Annotated in this window: 18 protein-coding genes; 11 read left to right on the top strand and 7 right to left on the bottom strand. The window is 33.6% G+C overall.

Annotation, left to right across the window (positions count from 1 at the left end; genetic code table 11):
* Nucleotides 1–7: 7 nt before the first annotated feature.
* The 3 genes from ccsA to nrfH form a co-directional block, all read right to left on the bottom strand.
* On the bottom strand, nt 8–3,178 hold the full coding sequence (ccsA, locus tag V6246_RS02160) for a cytochrome c biogenesis protein (protein ID WP_341558759.1): 3,171 nt from the start codon (nt 3,176–3,178) through the stop codon (nt 8–10).
* A gap of 92 nt (nt 3,179–3,270) precedes the next feature.
* Nucleotides 3,271–4,767 (bottom strand): ammonia-forming cytochrome c nitrite reductase, encoded by a 1,497-nt coding sequence (gene nrfA, locus V6246_RS02155; protein ID WP_341558758.1) that lies wholly within the window; start codon nt 4,765–4,767, stop codon nt 3,271–3,273.
* 26 nt (nt 4,768–4,793) lie between these two features.
* Nucleotides 4,794–5,393, bottom strand: coding sequence for a cytochrome c nitrite reductase small subunit (gene nrfH / locus V6246_RS02150; protein ID WP_233268013.1), 600 nt, complete (start codon nt 5,391–5,393; stop codon nt 4,794–4,796).
* Nucleotides 5,394–5,640: 247 nt separating this feature from the next.
* On the opposite strand from nrfH, the gene V6246_RS02145 reads away from it, so the two are divergent.
* The 8 genes from V6246_RS02145 (at nt 5,641) to moaA (ending at nt 12,390) form a co-directional block, all read left to right on the top strand.
* Nucleotides 5,641–6,819, top strand: coding sequence for a molybdopterin molybdotransferase MoeA (locus V6246_RS02145; protein WP_341558757.1), 1,179 nt, complete (start codon nt 5,641–5,643; stop codon nt 6,817–6,819).
* A 1-nt stretch (nt 6,820) separates the two neighbouring features.
* Nucleotides 6,821–7,159: a winged helix-turn-helix domain-containing protein gene (locus V6246_RS02140; RefSeq protein ID WP_341558756.1), complete on the top strand. Its 339-nt coding sequence runs from the start codon at nt 6,821–6,823 to the stop codon at nt 7,157–7,159.
* 91 nt (nt 7,160–7,250) lie between these two features.
* Nucleotides 7,251–7,991, top strand: a complete 741-nt coding sequence (locus V6246_RS02135) for a sulfite exporter TauE/SafE family protein (RefSeq protein WP_341558755.1) — start codon at nt 7,251–7,253, stop codon at nt 7,989–7,991.
* Between the two features lie 2 nt (nt 7,992–7,993).
* Nucleotides 7,994–8,797, top strand: coding sequence for an NTP transferase domain-containing protein (locus V6246_RS02130; RefSeq protein ID WP_341558754.1), 804 nt, complete (start codon nt 7,994–7,996; stop codon nt 8,795–8,797).
* A 49-nt stretch (nt 8,798–8,846) separates the two neighbouring features.
* Nucleotides 8,847–9,947 (top strand): molybdopterin-synthase adenylyltransferase MoeB, encoded by a 1,101-nt coding sequence (gene moeB / locus V6246_RS02125; protein ID WP_341558753.1) that lies wholly within the window; start codon nt 8,847–8,849, stop codon nt 9,945–9,947.
* Nucleotides 9,937–10,380, top strand: coding sequence for a molybdenum cofactor biosynthesis protein MoaE (locus V6246_RS02120; RefSeq protein ID WP_159020103.1), 444 nt, complete (start codon nt 9,937–9,939; stop codon nt 10,378–10,380). Before moeB ends, V6246_RS02120 begins: the two co-directional genes overlap by 11 nt.
* Nucleotides 10,381–10,407: 27 nt before the next feature.
* A complete protein-coding gene (gene moaCB, locus V6246_RS02115; RefSeq protein ID WP_074936230.1) occupies nt 10,408–11,319 on the top strand; it encodes a bifunctional molybdenum cofactor biosynthesis protein MoaC/MoaB in 912 nt (303 codons plus the stop codon).
* A gap of 63 nt (nt 11,320–11,382) precedes the next feature.
* Nucleotides 11,383–12,390, top strand: a complete 1,008-nt coding sequence (gene moaA / locus V6246_RS02110; protein ID WP_341558752.1) for a GTP 3',8-cyclase MoaA — start codon at nt 11,383–11,385, stop codon at nt 12,388–12,390.
* Nucleotides 12,391–12,496: 106 nt separating this feature from the next.
* Here moaA and V6246_RS02105 read toward each other — a convergent pair whose 3' ends face one another.
* From V6246_RS02105 to V6246_RS02095, 3 genes are read right to left on the bottom strand one after another with little or no spacing between them, the layout of a single operon-like run.
* Entirely contained in the window at nt 12,497–12,916 is a 420-nt protein-coding gene (locus tag V6246_RS02105) for a glycosyltransferase (protein WP_052415278.1), read from the bottom strand.
* A gap of 9 nt (nt 12,917–12,925) precedes the next feature.
* Entirely contained in the window at nt 12,926–14,110 is a 1,185-nt protein-coding gene (locus V6246_RS02100) for a response regulator (RefSeq protein ID WP_341558751.1), read from the bottom strand.
* Between the two features lie 37 nt (nt 14,111–14,147).
* Nucleotides 14,148–14,519, bottom strand: a complete 372-nt coding sequence (locus V6246_RS02095) for a response regulator (protein ID WP_341558750.1) — start codon at nt 14,517–14,519, stop codon at nt 14,148–14,150.
* Nucleotides 14,520–14,701: 182 nt separating this feature from the next.
* Between V6246_RS02095 and V6246_RS02090 the strand changes: the two genes are divergently transcribed.
* From V6246_RS02090 to V6246_RS02080, 3 genes are read left to right on the top strand one after another with little or no spacing between them, the layout of a single operon-like run.
* Nucleotides 14,702–17,791: a hypothetical protein gene (locus V6246_RS02090; RefSeq protein WP_341558749.1), complete on the top strand. Its 3,090-nt coding sequence runs from the start codon at nt 14,702–14,704 to the stop codon at nt 17,789–17,791.
* A complete protein-coding gene (locus V6246_RS02085) occupies nt 17,791–19,002 on the top strand; it encodes a hypothetical protein (RefSeq protein WP_341558748.1) in 1,212 nt (403 codons plus the stop codon). The genes V6246_RS02090 and V6246_RS02085 overlap by 1 nt, the downstream gene beginning before the upstream one ends.
* Nucleotides 18,996–20,513: a glycoside hydrolase family 2 TIM barrel-domain containing protein gene (locus V6246_RS02080; RefSeq protein ID WP_341558747.1), complete on the top strand. Its 1,518-nt coding sequence runs from the start codon at nt 18,996–18,998 to the stop codon at nt 20,511–20,513. Before V6246_RS02085 ends, V6246_RS02080 begins: the two co-directional genes overlap by 7 nt.
* A 23-nt stretch (nt 20,514–20,536) precedes the next feature.
* Here the strand turns inward: V6246_RS02080 and V6246_RS02075 are convergent, their stop codons facing one another.
* Nucleotides 20,537–21,718, bottom strand: coding sequence for a glycosyltransferase (locus tag V6246_RS02075; RefSeq protein ID WP_341558746.1), 1,182 nt, complete (start codon nt 21,716–21,718; stop codon nt 20,537–20,539).
* Nucleotides 21,719–21,826: the final 108 nt, after the last annotated feature.

The raw sequence follows: 21,826 nt of genomic DNA, 5'->3' as shown, positions 1-21,826 counted from the left end.
CTATTGATTAAGAATTTAAATCTATTCTACTGCTCTCATTTTTACGACAAAAAGTCTTCTTTCTGTAATACGCCAAAAGCGTTACAATAATCATAAAAGCAGCCAAAACATAAACAAAATTAGGAATTGGTAACGGATCGCCAGCGGCATAGCTATGCAAACCAGACAAGTAATAGTTTACTCCAAAAGACGTCATGATAATAGACCAAAAAGCAAACATACTCGCTACGTTTATAATAAAGTTGTTGTTCAGCTTCGGGATAAATCTTAAATGCAGTACAATGGCATAAACAATAATACTTATTAAAGCCCATGTTTCCTTTGGATCCCAAGCCCAATAACGCCCCCATGATTCATTGGCCCAAACACCTCCCAAAAACGTACCTACAGCTAATACAAACAAACCAATAGTCATGGCTATTTCATTAATATAAGTAAGCTCTTTAATTTTAATTTCTATTATCGCCTTCGTTTTTGGTGTTTTAAAAATATAAAGTAACAACGCCATTAAACCTAAAATAGCAGACAATGCTAATGGCGCATAACTACTAACAATGGTTGCCACATGTATTTTTAACCAATACGACTTTAAAACAGGCATTAAATTGGTGATTTCTGGGTTTAACCAATCTAAGTAACTTACAAATAATAATGCCCCGGAAAATAAGGTAGCAAGTGGTAAAGAAAAATCTGATTTTCTAAATGTAAGCAATCCGCATAGCAGTAACACCCAAGACACAAAAACTAACATTTCGTAACCATTACTCCATGGAGCGTGTTGCGCCACATACCAACGTAAAATGATATTTCCTGTAAAGCATAAAAATGAAACGAGCGTTAATACTATAAGTATATTATTGAAAAACTCTATACCTTTTTTCTGCACAAACATTTTTACAATAGCCAAAACGAGTAACATTAAACCAAGTGCAAAAAACACTTGAAATAACCAAAAACTGATATTAGCTTTATTATACCAAAGCTCTGCTTCTATGCGCTCTGGAGTTGGTATTACGCTCGAACCTAAAACCTCTTGATATTTTTTAATGTACATTAATTTCTCTTGAGCATCCTCATACTTAAGCATTACAATGTCATTAAAATAAGACGGGATAATACTTTGTGCGAACTGAGCATCTTCCTCTGGGAAATCTCTAAAATGATGTTTAAAACTAAACCACGTATTATTGGCATCATTCTTATTTGGGAAGATCTTTAAATAATTTCCAGCAAATAAATTATATAAAATATTAAATCGCTCATCAACTTTTAAAACCTCTTTGTCAAACTCATTACGTTCTGCAGGCTTTTTCTTGTTAGCTTCTTCAACTTGATTGGTTAAAATATAATCACCTTTATCATCTAATAAACTGCTATAAGGCAATAGATTGTTTGTACCAACTACCACATCTTTAAAAAGGTTACCTGTTTTATCAAAATCGGCCTTAACAAGCGGTATTTTCTGCCAAACGTGCGGTGCTATGTGCATGGCTAAAAACGTCTGATTGGCATCAAATTTTACTTTTTCACCATTTACTTCATAAGAAAAACTCGATTTTCTTGATATTTTTCTCAAAAACTCAGAACCTAATGTATTTATAGGTTTTATTCTACCATCAAGGTCTTGCACCAAAATTCTTCCAAAATAATCGGCATGTGCGCGATCTACTTCTTGCGATTTTACTAAACGTTCTATTTGTTGTGCTGTAGAATCGTTTAATTGCTGAGCAAATGAAGCCTGTAAACCAAAAAGCAACATTACAACAGCTACATGTTTCTTTTTTAAATGCTTCAGCTTTTTATTAATTAAATGAAAACGAGATGCTTTTCCGAAAAGGGTAAAAAACATACCCAACGTCATCAGTAAATATCCTAAATACGTAATCCAAGTCCCTAAACTATCATGGTTAACAGAAAGCACGGTTCCTTTTTCATCGGTATCATAACTTGCTTGAAAAAAGCGATAGCCTCTATAATCTAGCACATTATTCATAAAAATTCTAAACGGTGTTTTTTCATCGTTATCTAAAATAGTAACTTCACTAGCATAAGCCGATGGACTAGACGATCCCGGATAACGCTCTAACTGAAAATCATCTAGCTGAATAGAAAACGGCGTTTCTATTGCGCCTGCTCCATAAGATAAAATCACTCTTAAATTATCAATATTCACCTCGTGGTGTGTTGGCAGAAAACCTTCGCGATACAATATATTTAAAGGCTTTTCAGCATCATTCACAGATACATTTACTAATAATGCATCATCCTTCATTTTATCGTTTTCTTTAGAATCTTCAGATTCACTTTTTAAATGAAAAATTCCGCTTTCGAAATACGTTAATGGTACAAATGAAATATCGCCCGATCGGTATAATGTTCTTAATGTAATGGCATGCAAACTATCTTTAGGAATAACACCTGCTTGTTGTGACGACATGATAAAGAAATCTAAATCGTGAGGAGAATCGATACTAAAAGCACCATTTTCTTCAACAATATTAATAATACCTTTTTTATCCGAATTGAAACCAATTTCATGTTGATGCTCTCCTATCTTTTCAATTTCTCCTTTTTTAAGGTATATGGTATTTCTACCATTTCCTTCGGTAACTACCATTTCTAGAAGGGGCTCACCATGTTTTTCATTTTCTACAACTTCGGCAATGGCGTCTTCGACATAATCTTTGTAAGATACCGCTACTGTTGCGCCTTCAAAATCTGTTTTTAATGTGAAATCGTTATTTTTTATCGATGAAAACGATCGTTTTTCTTTTACCGTTTTAGACGTTTTTCCATCAGTAATAGTTATTGATAAAAAATTAGTATCTGAAATAACCACATTAGACGATTGCCCTTCTCGAATACGCATAACGCCACCATAAGAGGTATAACGTGTAATTCCTGCACCAAGAATGATAACAATGAAAGATAAATGGAACAATAAAATGGCCCACTTCTCTTTCTTTAATAAATTATACTTAAAAATATTGGCGATGAATGAAAAAGCTAAACCAACCATAACCATCTCAAACCACCAAGAATCATAAATGATTATCCAAGCTGTTTTTGTTCCATAATCGTTTTCAACAAATGTGGCTACAGCCATTGATATGGCAAATGTTAGTAATAAAAGTAGAGCCAACCTTGATGATGAAAAAAATTTGTATAATTTCTGCATAAAACTTTATTAAAAAAAAGAAAGATAGTTTTGGTGATATCACTAATCATCAAAAACTATCTTTCCTAATTATTAAAAACGAATACTTATTCTTAATTATTTAAAGACACATCTTTTGCGCCATATTTAGATTCTCTTTCTTTAGCAGCCTCTAACCATTTTGGTACTAGGTTTTTCTTAAATTCTGCTTTCTCTTTTCTTAAAGCTTCCATATCTAAACCAATATACTCTTGAGCTTTTTCTTTAGTAGAAATATCTGGCATAGCTACAGCTTCATTATGGCCCAACTCAGCAAGTAAACGTGCTAATTTAACACGACCATCTTGAATAATAGTAAAACCACTACCTATAACTCTAGCCGTTTCAACTGGAGAGTGAAAAGATGCACCGTGAGATGCGGCGGCATAATCCCAACGCCATTGTGCGTGACGGATATCCATTAAAATATCTTTCATTTGCTCTTCTGTTGCTCCTAAATCCCAAGCTTTTTTAGCTTCTACATGAGCTTTAACCAAAAAGCCTTCTAATTTCAATCTGTTTTCGGCTGTTTTACGTTGGCGATCATAAACATTCATCTTTAACTTATCGGCATCTTCTCTATGGCACACTTGGCATGCATTAGATACATTGTTTAAAGGAGATTGTATGTGATGATCTGTAAATTTTTGTCCGCCTTCACTCTTATATGGCATATGGCAATCTGCACAAGATACACCACGATCGGCGTGAACGCCTGTTAAGTAAGTTTCGTATCCGGGGTGCTGCGCTTTTAACATTGGCGCACGGCTTAATTTGTGTGTCCAATCGCTAAATTCAATAGCATCATAATACTCTTCCATAGCTTCTACAGACATACCATTTTCCCAAGGTAATTTTAAATAAGGTATGCCTTCTTTTCCTGGTAACTTTTTATCAAAATAGTATTCTACGTGACATTGTGCACATACTAAAGAACGCATTTCTTGATGTGTTGCTTGGTTAATATCTTTCCCCATAGCATCAAAAGCTTCTACTAAAGCAGGGCGAGATATGGTTAATTTCATAGTTTTAGAATCATGACAATCTGCACAACCAATTGGGTTTACAATCTCATCACCTTTATCTGCCCATTTACCAGAATAAAATTCGGCTATACCTTTTTCATTCATTAAACGTGGCACATCAGGACTCTTACACGTCCAACATGTAGCAGGCATTGGTCCATCACCTTCTCCTTTAGGCCCACCTGTTCTAAGTGAGTTTGTTATATCCTTAATAGCATTCATGTGGCCACGACCTTGACTATAATCTTTAGAAAAACCATAACCAGCCCATAACACTACTAAATTAGTGTCCTCATCTAGCATATCGCGCATAGCAGAACCACCTTGGTAAGTTGCAAAACTAGTGTCGGCTGTTTGTAAAAAGGACTGATACTCGGCTGGATAATTTTTTCCCCATTCGGCATTTCTTGGCTCATTATCTCCAATGTTAACCTTTGGAACATATTGATATTTAGCCTCGTTTTTCCTATTAACAATACTTGATGCTAATAATCCCAGTAGAAATACGACTACTACTGTCACAATAAATAAAACCTTGTTTTTCATGTATTAAGTATAATTTATTTTAAAATCTATTTGGTTTCCATTTCTTTTTCCAACCAGCTTGGTATTACAGCCTCTTCCTTATCTGTTGGTAGTGGCGCTATATTACTTTTTATTGTTGAAATTCCATGTACTGTACCATGTGGTACTTCTTGATGGCAAGACCAGCATTGTCTTTCCGTTCTATTTTTAGCATGATCTTCTATATATCCATCATACTTTACCTGTGTAACTTGCTGCACATGGCAACGAATACAGTTATTTTGAACCACCTCTTGAGATGCCTCTCGCATAAACATCACCTCTGGCTCTGCTCTTAACGTAAAAACCGATGCGTGAAACAAACCATCTTTCGCTTTAAAGTAGTACTTATTAAATATGTTGTTGTGTGGTACATGGCAATCGTTACAAGATGCCCATTCTCTGTGCGAACTATGCATCCAACTATTATAAACCGGTGTCATAACATGGCAGTTTACGCAAGCTAAAGGATCATCAGACATGTAAGAAACCAATTCGGCCTCCTTCGTCATAAATAAACCTAAACCTGTGATAATAGCAATAAAAAAAACCGCTATTGTTCGCCATCTAGATTTTTTATTTGGTAATAATTTGTTTTGTATATCCACAAGTATAAATTATTCAAGTTTATTAATTAACTACCTTTTCTTATTTTATTTTGTAAAAAATCAACTACTAATATTATGTTAAAAATACATTTTTTTCCTTTTCATTCAAAAAGAAAAGCCTAATTTTTAATGACTTAGCAAATATGTTAAAATTTTTAACAAAATAAAATGACAAATGTCATGTTATAAAAAAAGTAGAATTAAAAATTAATATCGTTATATTTGCTAATACATAACGATATTTATAATGATCTCCATAGCACAAGCCATTTCTACAGTAAAGGCAAACACCAACGCTCTAATGAAAACAACTATTAAAACAGTTGAAAAAGCCGGTGGCTATATACTTTCTAAAGATGTTACATCCCCTATTAACATGCCGCCATTTAATCAATCGGCCATGGATGGATATGCTTTAAACTTGCACGATAGCAACACATACCGCTTAATGGGAGAAATTCAAGCAGGCGATGGACACCAATCTGTATTAAAACCAGGGGAAGCCTACCGGATATTTACAGGAGCTGCCGTTCCAAAAACTGCAAATGCAGTGGTTATGCAAGAAAAAGTTACCGTTGAAAAACTATTAATAAAAATTGAAGGTGACGTCTCTATAAAACAAAATATTCGCCCTTTAGGAGAACAAGTAAAACATGGTGATTTAGCTTTAAAAAAAGGAACAAAATTAACACCGGCGGCCATTGGTTTTTTAGCTTCTTTAGGTATCACCACAGTCTCTGTATACAAAAAACCATCTATAGCTATTATTACCACAGGAAATGAATTGGTAGACCCTGGAACCGATTTAAAACACGGAAAAATATACGAAAGCAACTCTAAAATGTTACTGAGTGCGCTGTACAATTTAAAGTTCTACGATATCAATTTATACAACGTTGCTGATAATTATGGCCGAACTGTAGCTCAGTTAAAAACGGCAATTAATGAAAACGATCTTGTTATCATTACAGGAGGTATATCGGTTGGAGATTACGATTTTGTTGGTAGAGCCTTAACGGAATTACACGTTGAAGAACTTTTTTATAAAGTGAAACAAAAACCAGGAAAACCTTTATTCTACGGAAGAAAAGGAGCGACTCAAGTTTTTGCATTACCGGGTAATCCTGCTGCGGCACTTACTTGTTTTTACGTTTATGTTTACATAGCCTTACAGCAAATGATGAATCGTGAAGATCTAGAATTAAAGCGGGTTTCAGCCAAATCCACAACACATTTTCTAAAAAAAGGTGATAGGCCTCAGTTTTTAAAAGCCATTTATAATAATGGAGAAGTTGAAATTCTAGAAGGACAAAGTTCGGCCATGCAACAAACCTTTGCTTTGGCCAACGCATTAGTTTTTATGGATGAAAACGAACAGGAAATCACCATAGGAAAAACCGTTGAAACCATAATTTTACCCGAATAATATGAGCTATAAAATTAAAAGCCGAATTTGGATAGAATCTAAAAACCATGTGCTTTTAGGTGAAGGACGCGTACAATTATTAAAAGCCATTGAAACCGAAGGATCTTTATCTAAAGCAGCTAAAACTTTAGGTTTATCATACAAAAAAGCATGGTCGCTAATAGATTCTGTAAACAAATCGGCTAAAAAACCTGTAACTATAAATAGTACTGGCGGCAAAGGTGGCGGAGGTGCAGAATTAACAGATTATGGCAAACAATTAATTGCTGTGTTCGATGAAATAAATAAAAACTGTTGGGATTTTTTAGATGAACAAGCTCAGAAACTTGATGAATTATAGTACGCAGCAAAAAAAGTACTCAGAATGATGTCTGAAGTTATCTTAAAAAATAATCCAACAATCATAAACAAATAATAAGTAATTAAACACAATGCTACAAACCGAAAACATAACCTTGTTTTTAATTATTTTGCCCATTGTATCCTTTCTATATTCTAGTGTTGGACATGGTGGCGCAAGTGGTTATTTAGCCCTTATGGCTTTGTTTTCGTTTGCTCCAGAAACAATGAAACCCACTGCCCTATTGCTTAATTTATTTGTAGCAGGAATTTCATTTTACTATTATTTTAAAGCAGGCTTTTTTAATAAAAAACTATTTCTAGCCTTTGCAATAACCTCTATTCCATTTGCTTTTTTTGGTGGTACTATTGAAATTGACGCTTCTATTTATAAAAAAATATTGGCCGTTTTACTCATTTTTGCCATATTAAAAATGCTGAATGTTTTTGGAAAAGAAAGTGATAATATAAAAGAAGTAAAACTTTGGCAAGGACTCTTTTTCGGAAGTATAATCGGGTTTTTCTCCGGGCTCATTGGTATTGGTGGCGGCATTATTTTAAGTCCGGTAATTTTACTATTTCATTGGGGTAAAATGAAGGAAGCCGCAGCCGTTTCTGCACTATTCATTTGGGTAAATTCAGCATCAGGTTTGGTTGGCCAATTATATAGTGGTGTAACACTTCAAAAGGAATCCTTTCTATTAGTAGCCATTGCTTTAATTGGAGGTGTTTTAGGTGGTTACTTCGGAAGTAAAAAAATAAACAACATGCAACTGCGCTATATTTTATCCTTTGTTTTAATTATTGCCTGCGGCAAATTATTTTTCACTTAAATATGATAGATAAAACGAACATAACAGGCATTATTCTCGCAGGCGGAAAAAGTTCTAGAATGGGTACTGATAAAGGCTTTTTAATGCTGAATGGTAAATCGTTTATGCAACATAGCATCGATGCTTTAAAGCCGTTAGTATCAAAACTTATTATAGTAGCAAATAATACGGATTATGATGTTTTTGGAGTAAACCGAATTAATGATTCTATTGAAAACGCAGGGCCTTTAGCCGGAATTTATTCTGGTTTGAAAGAATCTAAAACAGATTACAATTTAGTACTGAGTTGCGATATTCCTTTGATAAATTCAGATGTTTTAAGGCAGTTAATTTCGGCTATCGATGCCACTTCCGAAGTTATTCAAATAGAAAGTAATAATCGAAAAATGCCACTGATTGCACTTTATAGTAAATCTTGCACTACTAAATTTGAGAAGCTATTAAACGCGGGAGAACGAAAATTACAATTTGCAGTAAACCAATGTAGCGTTAAGAGTATTTCTCTTAATAAAAATGAAGCGAAGTTCACAACCAATGTTAACACTCAAAACGAATTAAAACAGCTAAAAAGCATGCAAATAAATATAAAGTATTTCGGCCAAATTGCTGAAATCACAAAAGTTAAGGAAGAGCAGATTGAGTTTTCTGGAGACAATGTTTCAGAGCTTTTAAACTTCCTTCGTTCCAAATACAAAAACTTAGAAAACAGCGGTTTTAAAGTCGCGCAAAATCAAGAATTGGTTTCGGAAGCTACTAAACTTTCCGGACAAGATATTGCATTATTACCACCTTTTGCCGGCGGGTAAAATTTTCAATCTAAAATAAAAAATTACACAATTATTGAATTAGTAAAAAATGAATAACAGATACAACAGACATATTATTTTATCAGAAATTGGCCAAAACGGTCAAGATAAAATTTATAACGCCAAGGTTTTAGTCATTGGTGCTGGTGGTTTGGGATGCCCTATTCTGCAATACCTCGCCGCTGCAGGTGTTGGAACCATTGGCATTATAGATTTTGATGTTGTTGATATTTCAAATTTACAGCGTCAGGTTTTATATGGCACTTCAACTTTAGGTAAAAATAAAGCAGAGGCTGCTAAAGCACGTTTAGAAGATTTAAATAGTGATATTTCGATTAAAGCGTATCCCGAAAAACTAAAGCATAAAAATGCGCTTAATTTATTTAAAGCCTACGATATTATTGTTGATGGTTCTGATAATTTTGAAACCCGTTACTTAGTTAACGATGCGTGCATTATAACAAACAAACCTTTAGTTTTTGGCGCTATTTATAAATTTGAAGGTCAGGTTTCTGTGTTTAATTACCAAAATGGTCCAAGTTACCGCTGCCTGTTTCCTGAGGCTCCAGAAAAAGGTAGTGCCCCGAATTGTTCCGAAATTGGTGTATTGGGTGTACTTCCAGGAATTATTGGCTCCATGCAAGCTAATGAGGTTTTAAAAATAATATTGGAACTTGGTAATACACTATCTGGGAAACTATTTTGCTATAATGCCTTAACTTTAGAAAACACAACCTTAAAAATTAAACGGTCGGAAATTGCCATTCAATCTGTTCTTAAAGACAAAGACAATTTTCATCTAAAAGCAATTAATTTGAATTGTGAGATTGAAATTATTCCTATTTCATTTGAAAGCGTTTTATCAGAAAAAAACATTCAATTTATTGATGTTAGAGAAACTCATGAACAACCAAAACTTAATGATTTACTTGTTATGTATATTCCGTTAAGTCAGCTAGAAAATCAACTAGACCAAATCGATATCACAAAAAAGAAAGCCATTTTCTGCCAATCAGGAATGCGAAGTAAACGCGCTGTAGAAGTATTATTAGAACATAACATATTAAACTGTTTTAGTATTCTTGAAGGCGCCGCCGAAATACAAAACAAAATAAACGAACATAATAACATGTTACTAAATGAAAGATAAAAAACCTAAAAGCGTATTTAAAGAAGGCCCAATAACATCAGACTTTATAGGGAATTCTATTTATAAACATCAAACGAAAACAAGTATTGGTGCTCATAACATTTTTTTAGGACAAGTTCGTGCCGATGTTATCGATGACAAAACGGTAGCAGCTATAGAATACACGGCTTACGAAGATATGGCAAACAAAAAATTCCATGATATTCGAGAGGCTGCTTTTGATAAATTCGACCTTACCTGCATGCACATTTACCATAGTTTAGGTACTGTAAAAGCAGGTGAAATATGCTTATTTGTATTTGTATCATCACCGAGACGGAAAGTGGTTTTTGAAGCTTTAGAATTTATAGTTGAAGCGATTAAAGCTGATGTACCCGTTTTTGGAAAAGAGATTTTTGAAGATGAAACACATCAATGGAAAGTAAATAGTTAAACAAATCAACGATTAAACATTAGAAAAATGGTCGACATCACCCATAAAAGCACAACTTTACGCACAGCAACCGCTCAAGCTGTGGTAAAGGTAAGTAAACCTGAAACTATAGAAGCTATTAAAAACGATACCGTGCCTAAAGGACATGTTTTTGCGATGAGCAAAGCTGCAGGGCTTTTGGGAGTAAAACGTACTCCAGATATTTTACCCGATTGCCACCCCTTACCTATTGAATTTACCGGTGTGGAATACGATATTAACGGATTGGAAATCACCGTGCTTTTTACAGTAAAAACCATTTACAAAACAGGTGTAGAAGTTGAAGCCATGCACGGCGCAAGCGTTGTGGCTTTAAATATGTACGACATGTTAAAACCTATTGATAAAGGCATCGAGATTCACGCCATTAAGTTATTAGAGAAAAAAGGTGGGAAATCGGATTTTAGAGATCGTTTTAGAAAAGATTTAAAAGCAGCAGTAGTTGTTTGTTCTGATACTATTTCTGCTGGACATAAAGAAGATAAAGCTGGTAAAGCCATAATTGAAAAGCTAGAATCTTGTGATGTGAAAATTTCAGAATATGTTATTATTCCTGATGAAATTGAAGATATTCAAGCTAAAGCCAAACAATACGAAGCCGAAGGTATAGATATGGTTATCTACACTGGAGGCACAGGACTTTCTGGGCGCGATGTAACACCAGAAGCTTTAATTCCGTTGTTAGATAGGCGTATTCCTGGAATTGAAGAAGCTATTAGAAATTACGGCCAAGACCGTACACCGTTTTCTATGTTATCGCGCAGCGTTGCTGGTACTATAAAAGATACACTAATTTTAGCTTTACCTGGCTCAACTAATGGTGCTAAGGAATCTATGGATGCCATTTTCCCTGCTGTTTTACATAGTTTCAGGATTTTGAAAGGCGCTAGACACGATTAGTTTTTAAAAGATTACTTCTGGTTTTTTAAACCTGAAAATATAGAATAAATTAAAATAATAGTAATGAAAAACGAAATTCCCGTATTACAAGATTTACACGGCAGAGATCACGCATATTTACGAATTTCGTTAATAGAACGCTGTAATTTACGTTGCTCCTATTGCATGCCTGCAGAAGGTGTTCCGCTTTCGCCTAAAAGCCATTTAATGACTTACGAGGAAATTTACGATATAGCAAAAATATTCGTGAAACATGGCGTTACTAAAATTAGACTAACCGGCGGTGAACCTTTAATTAGAAAGGATATTCCTGTAATTTTAGAACAACTATCATCACTTCCTGTAGAATTATCAATTACATCTAATGCTGTAATTATAGATAAGTATATTGATATTCTAAAAAAGAATGGAGTTAACAATATTAATGTAAGTTTAGATTCTTTAAATGCCAAAAAGTTTAAGCACATCACGAGGCGAGATCAATTCACGAAAGTTTATAACAACATTTTACTTTTAGTAAAAGAAGGTTTTAATGTGAAGCTTAATGCGGTATTGATGAAAGATTTTAATGAAGATGAAATTATCGATTTTATCCATTTCACTAAAGATTTACCCATTGCGGTTCGGTTTATAGAGTTTATGCCTTTTGATGGCAATAAATGGGATATGAGTAAAATGGTATCTTATGCCGATGTTATGCAATTGGTTAACGCCGCTTTCCCCGAAACGGATATTGTGCGCTTAACCGATGCTCCAAATGATACCTCTAAAAACTATAAAATAAAAGGCTACCAAGGTAGTTTTGCTATTATTAGTTCTGTGACTAATCCGTTTTGCGATTCTTGCAATAGATTGCGATTAACAGCAAACGGACAATTAAAAAACTGCTTGTTTTCATCGGGAGAATCCGATTTACTAACAACTTTGAGAGCAGGAAATTCTATTGAGCCAATTATCCAAAAAGCTGTACAAGCTAAATTTAAAGTGCGAGGTGGTATGGATACTCTAAAAAAATTACAAGAACCTAAACTGCACAATAACAATAGAAGTATGATAACTATTGGTGGTTAACCCCAATTAAAAAACAATATTAAAACAAAAAAAACGCTAAAATCTGGGGAAGATTTTAGCGTTTCGTTTTAAAAACAACATAAGCAGGAACAGTTTTCTATTTAAGCTATATTTTGAAGAACACAGGTTTCATTTTGTTTGTGCTTTCCACTTTATCTGCTCGAAAATTAATCATTGTCTTTACAAAATTTTCTATCTCATTCATTAAATAAAACAAATCTTCAGATACTTTTAAATCTGATGTGGTAGAATATCCAAAATATTTTAATTTATTCTGATTAAAAAAATATCTGGCACCCGCTTTAATAGCAAAGTTTATTCCTTTATCTTGTTTTATATCTATGAGTGTACAATTTAAGCCAGATGTGTCTATCAACATTTCTAACTTATCTAATGTATCATCTCTACTGCCATTATTTATAAGGCACAATTTAACTTCACTTCTAAAATTAAATAAACTATCAAATAACCCTCTTTCTATTTCTAAAGCATTATTATTAAATACTATTATTACTCCAATCTTCATGACAAGTATTTAGGCCTTCACACTAGAAGCCTTAACTATTTTATCATTAGATTTCTTTCCTCTATATACCCAAGCAATTTGAGCAAGTTGCCCCACGATTTTCACTGAATCTTTCATGGATAGCTTAGATCCATCTGCATGAATCCATCTTTTTAATGGCTGCTCACAGATGTAAGTTTTTGCAGTTTCGGTACCAAAATACAAGGTCATTCTTTTAAAAATTTCAACATCAAAAATCCATTGTGTAACAAATTTTTCTCTAAAAGAAAGTTCTATAACATCTTTACTAAAAATTTTAGCACCACATTGTGTGTCTTTAAAGTCCATTCCCAGTATTTTTCTGATAATGAAATTAATAGTCATACTAATAATTTTTCTTGCAGACTCTTTAGTAATGTTTGCCCCCATTCTACTAATTCTAGAACCACTAACAATTTTAAAATCTGTAGTTTCAATCGTTTTTACTAAATCGTCAAAATCTCTTAAATCTGTAGATAAATCGGCATCTAAAAAACCTATATAATCTAAATCATCATGTTTAGCCATGTGTAACATTCCCAACCTAACGGCTTCGGCTTTACCTCCATTTTTTTCGCAATCGTAAACTGTAATAAAATCTTCTCTACCTTTTTTTAAATCGTTTAAAACACGTAAGGTATCATCTTTACTACCATCATTAACAAAACACAAATGGTACCCTGTGTTTGTGCTTATATAATCGGTAAATTCTTTACTTAACAAGCGCTCCTCTTCATCATAACAAGGTATAACCACACCAACACAACGGTGTTGTATTACACCATCTCCAGTAGTATCATTTGTACTTACAACATCTGGCTGACCTATTAATCGTTTTACTCTTGCCGAAATTTCATTTAAGCTTAACGGTTTTTTCATGTAATCGTTAATACCTAAATCAAAGCCTTCAGTAATTACTTTATCTTCTGTATTTCCAGATAACACCATAATTGGTGTATCTCCATTTTTAGAGTTTCTTACATACTTTACAATATCTAAACCAGAAACTCCAGGCATATTAATATCAACAATTACTAAATCTGGATTAAAGGTATTGTAAACCGAAATTGCTTGATTAGCATCGGTTTCAATTACAACTTCGTATCCCAAATCGGTTAATCGCTTTTGGAGCGGTAGTAAAACTAGCTGTTGGTCGTCTATGGCTAATATTTTCATAACAAAATTTTTAAAATTCGTAGGTTAAATGAATTGGTTAATGGGTTCTAAAATAAATATTTATACGTTTAATGCGATCACAGATCTCATTTAAGCTTATTGGTTTCTTTAAATAATCATTAATTCCAAATCTAAATCCTTCGGAAATAGCTTCGGCGCTTGTATTTCCTGAGAGTACTATTATTGGTATTGTTGAATTTTTAATGTCCCTAATATACCTGATAAATTCCAAACCTGAAAATTTTGGCATATTAATATCGACAATTAAAAGGTTGGGTTTGAAGCTATCAAAGATTTCAAATCCTTTTTCTGGGTCTGTTGAGGTGCAGACTTGATATCCTAATTGTTCTAGTTTTTTCCTTAGCGGCAACAGAACTAGCTGGTCATCGTCTATGGCTAATATTTTCATTATTTTAGTGTTTCAGTGGATTATACTTCAAAAATACGTCTGAATTCCCTGTTAAAATTTATATTTAGATTAACCTCAGCTTAACTGTCGATGAGTTGCAGATTTCTGTAGATAAATAAATTATGTGCCTTTAGGAAATTATTTATCTTTACCATGTAGCTCTTAGAGATTTAAACCACTTAATGAAAGAAACATCTAATAAATATTTAATTGTAGCCTTACTAGTTGGCCTTGCATTTCATGGCTCTTCTATTTTCTTTACATTAGAAACAACTTATGATGCTTTAATACATTTATTTTTTGCCGATCATTATGCTAATAGTTGGTTTGAGCCCTGGAATTACGAGTGGTATACGGGCTTTACAGTACAAAGTTATCCGCCGTTAGTACATCAATCTATTGGGTTTTTCTCCTTAATTGGAGGTTTAAAATTTGGTATGTTTACTGTAGCTCTTATTGCTATTGTATTATTTATAACGGGATCTTACCGGTTTTCTCTATTAATCACATCGGATAAAACGGTGGCAGGATATGCTTGTGTTCTAGCCGTTTTCTCGTCTTCTTTTGTAGAAACGTTACACATATTTGGTCAGTTACCTAGTATTATAGGTGTATCAGTATTGATGCATGCCTTACCCGAAATATATTTATGGCTTAAAACGGGTAAACTTTGGTACTTAGTTACCTCGCTATCGCTAATATCGGTAACTGTAACATCTCACCATGTAACACCTATTTTCGGGATGGTCTTCTTCATATTCCCTTTAATTGGTATGGTTATTATGGATGTATCTCGAGAGCAGGTAAACACCATGAAAGAAGTAACCTTTAAGGTTTTTTTAAACAGTTTTTTTAAACTCTTTAAGCGTATTGTAAGTTTCGGTATGCTATCGCTGGTTATTATTATTTTCTGTATTCTGCCTTATTGGATAAACTCTAAAGCAAACCCTATTACGCAAGTCCCTATACCACATGGCTCTCGTGATAATTTCTTGGAAATCACATCTTCTGGTTTGGTTTTCTTTTTGATTCCTTGGGGTACTTTACTTATTGTTTTACCTTATATATTTTATAGATACTATTCTAAACGTTATTTATTTTTTGGTTTATCTATAACCATTTGTACTATTTTAGGTACTGGTGGTACTACGCCTGTACCTTTAAAAATACTTGGCGAAACGGCATTTAATATTTTAACCTTAGACCGTTTTACATTGTGGGCGTCCATAATGTCTATACCGTTGTTTGGTGAATTTACATACCGATTTGTAGAAGGCGATTTGAAAGAACTTATTCAAACTAAATTTGGAGCTGTTTATCACAGAATTATTGGCGGCATACTTGCTGGCTTATTTGTGTTTATGGTTATGTTCACCATGAGTTTAGGATACTTTAGACCATCGCAACCTCAGAAAATAAAAATGCTTCCTATTGTGAATTTCTTAAACCAAGATGATCACGATAAATGGCGATTTTTAACCCTGGGTTTTGGAGACCAGATGGCTTGGTTAAGTGCACAAACAGATGCCATGACGGTTGATGGAAACTACCACTCTGCTAGGCGATTACCAGAATTAACTACGCGCCCTATAGAACGTTTGGAAAACTCTAAATTTAAAGGTGTTGCCGGTATTGGATCGCTTCAGCAATTTTTAACCACACCCGAAAAATACAATCTAAAATATATATTTTCTAACGATAAATTTTACGACCCCATTCTCTACTATTGCGGCTGGCAACGTTTACGGCAATTAGAAAATGGTATTATGGTTTGGGAGCGTTTAAATATTCCGCCTGTTCCTGCTATTTTACCAAAGGAAGATGTAGCCAAATGGTTAAAAATTCTTTGGGGAGTTATGCCTTTTTTAACGGTATTAATTGCATTTGTAATTAATATACAAATGCTTTGGGTAAATGCTTTAAAAACAAAAATTAAAGAAAAGCCAGACTTTTTAAAATACCCTACACGATACATTAAATTCTCTAGAGGCGTGTTATTTATAACGCATATTTGGTCGCTTATATTGGTGTGTGTTATTGTTTATGGTATCTATTTATTCTACCTTAAAAACGATTCGCAGCGCAGTCCAGAAAATGCTATTATCGCTTATTATGATGCGTTAGATTTTAAAGAATTTGAAACAGCACATGGCTTAATTGATCCTGACAGTAATCTACCTATAGCGCAGTATATGCTAGAAATATCGGTTACCGATGGTTTACTGAGTAGTTATGCCAAAATGGATGCTATAGAAACCGAAGTCACCATGCATAATGATAGCACAGCATCTGCAAAAGTGACTACACAATGGATTACACCATTAGAAAAAATAGAGAAGATTGACTATAAAACCTTGTCTAGCCACAAAGGAAAATGGTTTTTACAACCCGATGATTTAAATTCCGATCTACCTCCAGACCAGCTATATTCTAATAATGTCACTAAATATTTTAACCAAGGTAGAAGACGTATTACAACAGAACAAACGCATCATGAAGATATTTTAAAACAACCTGTTTTAGAAGTACTTTCTGCTAAGCTTGTAAAATACGATAACCACTACGCTATTATTGGTGAAGTACAAAATATTGATAATGTGCCTGCCGATGTTATTTTAAAAGGAACACTCTATAATGATGATAATAAGCAATTAGCAACCTACAATGCTAAATACCATGTAAAACATAAATTAATGCCAAAGGAATCTAGTAGTTTCCGAATTAATTTTGAAGGCATTGCTTGGTCTAAAACTCAAGATTCTATTCCAGATACTTTTAATCCAGATGAATTTACGCCTGTTGAATTTGAAGAGCAACCAACAAAATTCAATTTACAAGTAGCCGGTAATGTCTCGGGATCAGATTTGTACAAAAATATTGTTTTAAGTGAATTAAACATTGAAGATGGCGTTATAGATGGAAATTTATTTAATAGCGGAATTCAAGAAATCACAATTCCGCAGTTATTGGTAACCTATTACAATGAAGATAAAAATATGCTTTGGGTAGACCATATGTTTGTAAAAGAAGGCATAAGGCAACAAAGAAAACTTCATTTTGAATACCCGATTATAAAAAATGGTACGGTTAAAATTATTAATGATGATATGACCAATATTTTTATTAACGGTTTACCAAACGATGCTATTTCAGATAAAATAGTACCCGATCGAATTGAAAATCATGCGAATACTCAGTTTCAAAAAATTGAGCATCCCGATTATAGTTATATTAAAATTGAAATGAATACTTATATAGGCAGCCCGAATTAATGCAACTAAAACGTACACATCTATTAACTTTAGGATTGATTTTATTATCATCCTTTACAACTATACACGCAAATACAGCGAACATAAAACTACTAACCACACAAACCGATTTTATTGTTGGTACCAACGTAGTTTTAGAGTTTTCGACTACTGATGCCTTACTACCTATGCTGTATTGCTCAAATAGTTATGGCTCTACATTAATTACCCCAACTTTAGAAAACAAGAAACTCCGTTATCAAATCCCTACAAATATTTATAAAAAAGTAGGTGTGGTCAATTGGTCGTTAATCTATAACAGCAACACACTTTCTGGAGTATTTCACATGGTGCCTAAGCCCGAAGTAGCCACAATGGAAACCTATATTGGTCCGCCAAGTATAGAAGCTGGAGGTAAAGATTATACCATGCTCGTTATTATACCAACAGATTCTTTAGATAACCCAGTTCCAAAAAACACAACTGTAAATGCAAAACATCAATTTCTAGCTTCGGAAGAAGTAGATAATATTGTTACTAACAATTTAATTGCCTTCAAAAATATTCATTCTAAAAAAGAAAGCGGACGCATGCTCGTATCATCTGAATGTTTAAGTATAAATTCCAAAGAATTCACTATTAACGTTATGCCTGCCGTGCCTGTAGATTTTGAAATTTCGGCACACAGACCTCACGATTATGCCGATGGTAACCAAGTGACCACCTTTTCGACTACAATAATAAAAGATAAGCAAGATAACGTTGTAAGCGATGGTACTTTTGTAATTTTCTACATCACCAATAAAAACGGAAACATTTTAAAAACCTCAGGAACAACGTTAGATGGTATTGCTACGGCTAAGATTATTCATCCAGATTATGCCGATAATTGGAGCATTAAAGCCTACGTAGAAGGTATGTCTGAAAGTAACACCATAACCATAGCATACACACAAGTTATTGAAGATTTTATTGTTGAATTTTCTAAAGACGGACGAGATATCAATGTGGGTCCACTCCAAAGTTTTATGCAACAAATGATTCCTGATGGCTTACAAGTAAAACTTCTAGTTTACAAAAATGATACACTTCTTGAAAAATATACTAAAACATCGGTTGATGGATATGCTCATTTTTATCTAAAATCTGATATCTTTAAACCAGACAACTACAATATCAAAATCCAAACCGCTGGATTAGAAAAAACTTTTAATAATATAAAACTATGGTAAGTGTAAGCAAAAACATATTACGCACCATTTTAATAGCCTCATACATTATGCTTGTAGCATTAATAATTTCTGGTGTAAGTGCTTTATTTAGCTACTTAAACACGGGTGCAGATAGAAGTACTATGCTGCATACAGAAATACAGAAAGTAGAACAATATTTACCAAAAGTTACTTGGGCTCCTTTAAATAATGAAGGCCGACCAATAGATTCGCAAAACTTAAGCGCCTTACAAAACAACTATCTCGATGCTTGGTATGTAAAGCAAATAGCATATAAAACCAATAAACCAGCAGGTATAAAAGATTATTATACCGATAATGCTCGCGAAAATTTATTCAATTTTATTGAATTAAATAAAGAGCAAAACATCACTATAGATGCTACAACTTTAGAGCACCACCCTACCCTAGAATTTTATAGTGAAGATGGCCAGCTTGCTGTAGTTACCGATGATAATGTTGTAGAATATAAACGTGTTTTTAAAAACGATACTTTAATTTTAGAAACCACAGAAACATCTACCTATAAAATGGTGTTTTTATTAGAAGATGGTTTTTGGCGCATGAGGCATTTAGTTAAAGAAAATACGAAAATCCAGAAATTGGATAACGCCCAAATATCACTTAATAATTTTAAAATAAAAGGTATTAATTATTATCCGCAAGCTTCGCCATGGGATATGTATGGCGATAAGTTTAATTTAGATACCATTTCTAAAGATTTAAAAATTATTAAAAAAGCGGGTTTAAACACGATACGGATTTTTGTGCCTTATGAAAGTTTTGGTAAAGCAACAGTAGATTACAAAAAACTAGATCGATTAAAGCAAACCTTAGATGTCGCTGAATCGGAAAAACTAAAAGTTATTGTTACGCTTTTTGATTTTTATGGAGATTACTCTGTGCTAGACTGGACACTAAACCAACGTCATGCAGAAACCATTGTAGCGGCATTAAAAAGCCATGAAGCCTTATTAGCTTGGGATATTAAAAACGAACCTAATTTAGATTTTGAATCTAGAGGAAAGGATATCGTTATTGCTTGGCTAGATAATATGATAAATTTAGTAAAATCTGTTGATAGCGAGCACGCTGTAACTATTGGTTGGAATAATATAGATAGTGCACCCATACTTAAAGATAAACTAGACTTTATATCCTTTCATTATTATGAAAGTTTAGATGTATTAGAAGAAAAATACACTCACTTAAAAACAGAAATACCAATAAAACCAATTGTTTTAGGTGAGTATGGTATGTCTTCCTACAATGGGTTTTGGAAGCCTTTTGGAGATAACGATGAGGATCAGGCTGTGTTTCATAAAAAAGCACAAGACATATTTAAAAAACATGATATTGCTTTTATATCTTGGACTTTATACGACTTTACAGAAGTACCAAAAGAAGTCGTTGGTAGACTTCCTTGGAGAAAACGAGCTCAGGAGCATTTTGGTTTTATTAACAAAAATGGAGAGACCAAGCCCGCGTTCAGATATATATCCAATAATTAATCAACACTTCGAACGCGCTAATATTAAGCGCGTTTTTCAATTATTTTATTGAACGTATTTAAATAAATTTGAGCGATTTGAGACATTGGGTGTGCCGTTGCCGCTTCGTAATTTGTTTTTCCTAATTCTCGTCTGTAAGTTTCATTGGTTACAATGTTCTCAATAGCTGTTGCTAAACTATCAACACTTGTTGGCTCGAAAAACTCACCACGGTAACCTTCATCTTGCACTAATAGAGCTAAATCACCTAGGTCTGGCATAACAACTGCCTTACCGTAACTTCCGGCTTGGTGTAATACTCCAGAACTTCCTGTTGTAGATGTATATGGAAACACAACTACAGCACTATCATTAAATAATTTAGGCACTTCATTTTCTTCAACATATCCTGTAAAACGAACTTGTGGTACATGCTTATAATCTTCTTGTACTTTAGCTAAATAGCCTGGTACGTTAGGGTTATCGGTTCCTGCAATTACAACTTCTAAATCCAAACCTGTAGAGTTTCTAACCTTTTCTACAGCTTCTATCATCCCTTCTACCTTTTTGTAAGTTCCAAATTTCCCGAAGGTCATAATTTCCATTGGTGTAACAGGCACATTAAAATCTGGCATTTCAGGAATTTCAAAAGTACCGTGAGGTATCAATTTTACATTTTTAGCATTGTATTTGTGCTCTAATATATCAACATATTTTTGCATAGTTACTGCCACAACATCAGCTTGTAAAATCAATCGTGTTAAAGTAGAACCTATAAACCCGTATACTTTTTGCATTAATTTACTCTGTGTAAATCCTGCACTTCCTAAATCAACTTCTTCTAAAATATTATGTAATAAAACAATACTTGGTATTTTTTTCATTTTACAAACCAAAGGCAACATTAAGCCTAAAGCTGCGGCCACTTTTTTATCACCAAACTTCATAAACTGTAAATTGAATAATACAGCATCTGGTTTAACATTGCTTATAGCACTAGTAACGCTTGTTATATTGCTGTAGCTATTAAATTCCCAACATTCTTTAATTGTAATTTTACATCCATCTTCCGTAAAAGTAACATCCTTTGGCTCTTCGGTTTTATCGGTTAACAAAATTAACTCTGTAACCTCTTCTTTTTGTCTAAAATGTTTTACCAAATGGTAAGCATACTCATTGAGAGTGACCTTACTTGGCGGATATGCAGTTACAATTGCTAACTTCATTATATGGGGTATTAAATGATGATTAATATCTACAGTGCAAATTTGGGTAATTATTACTAATTAAAAGGGTTACTGTAGACCGATGGTCGTTTACTGTCGATAAATGGA

The organism is Algibacter sp. TI.3.09, assembly GCF_038154905.1.
Taxonomy (GTDB): domain Bacteria; phylum Bacteroidota; class Bacteroidia; order Flavobacteriales; family Flavobacteriaceae; genus Algibacter.
This window is presented reverse-complemented; position numbering and strand designations above follow the sequence as displayed.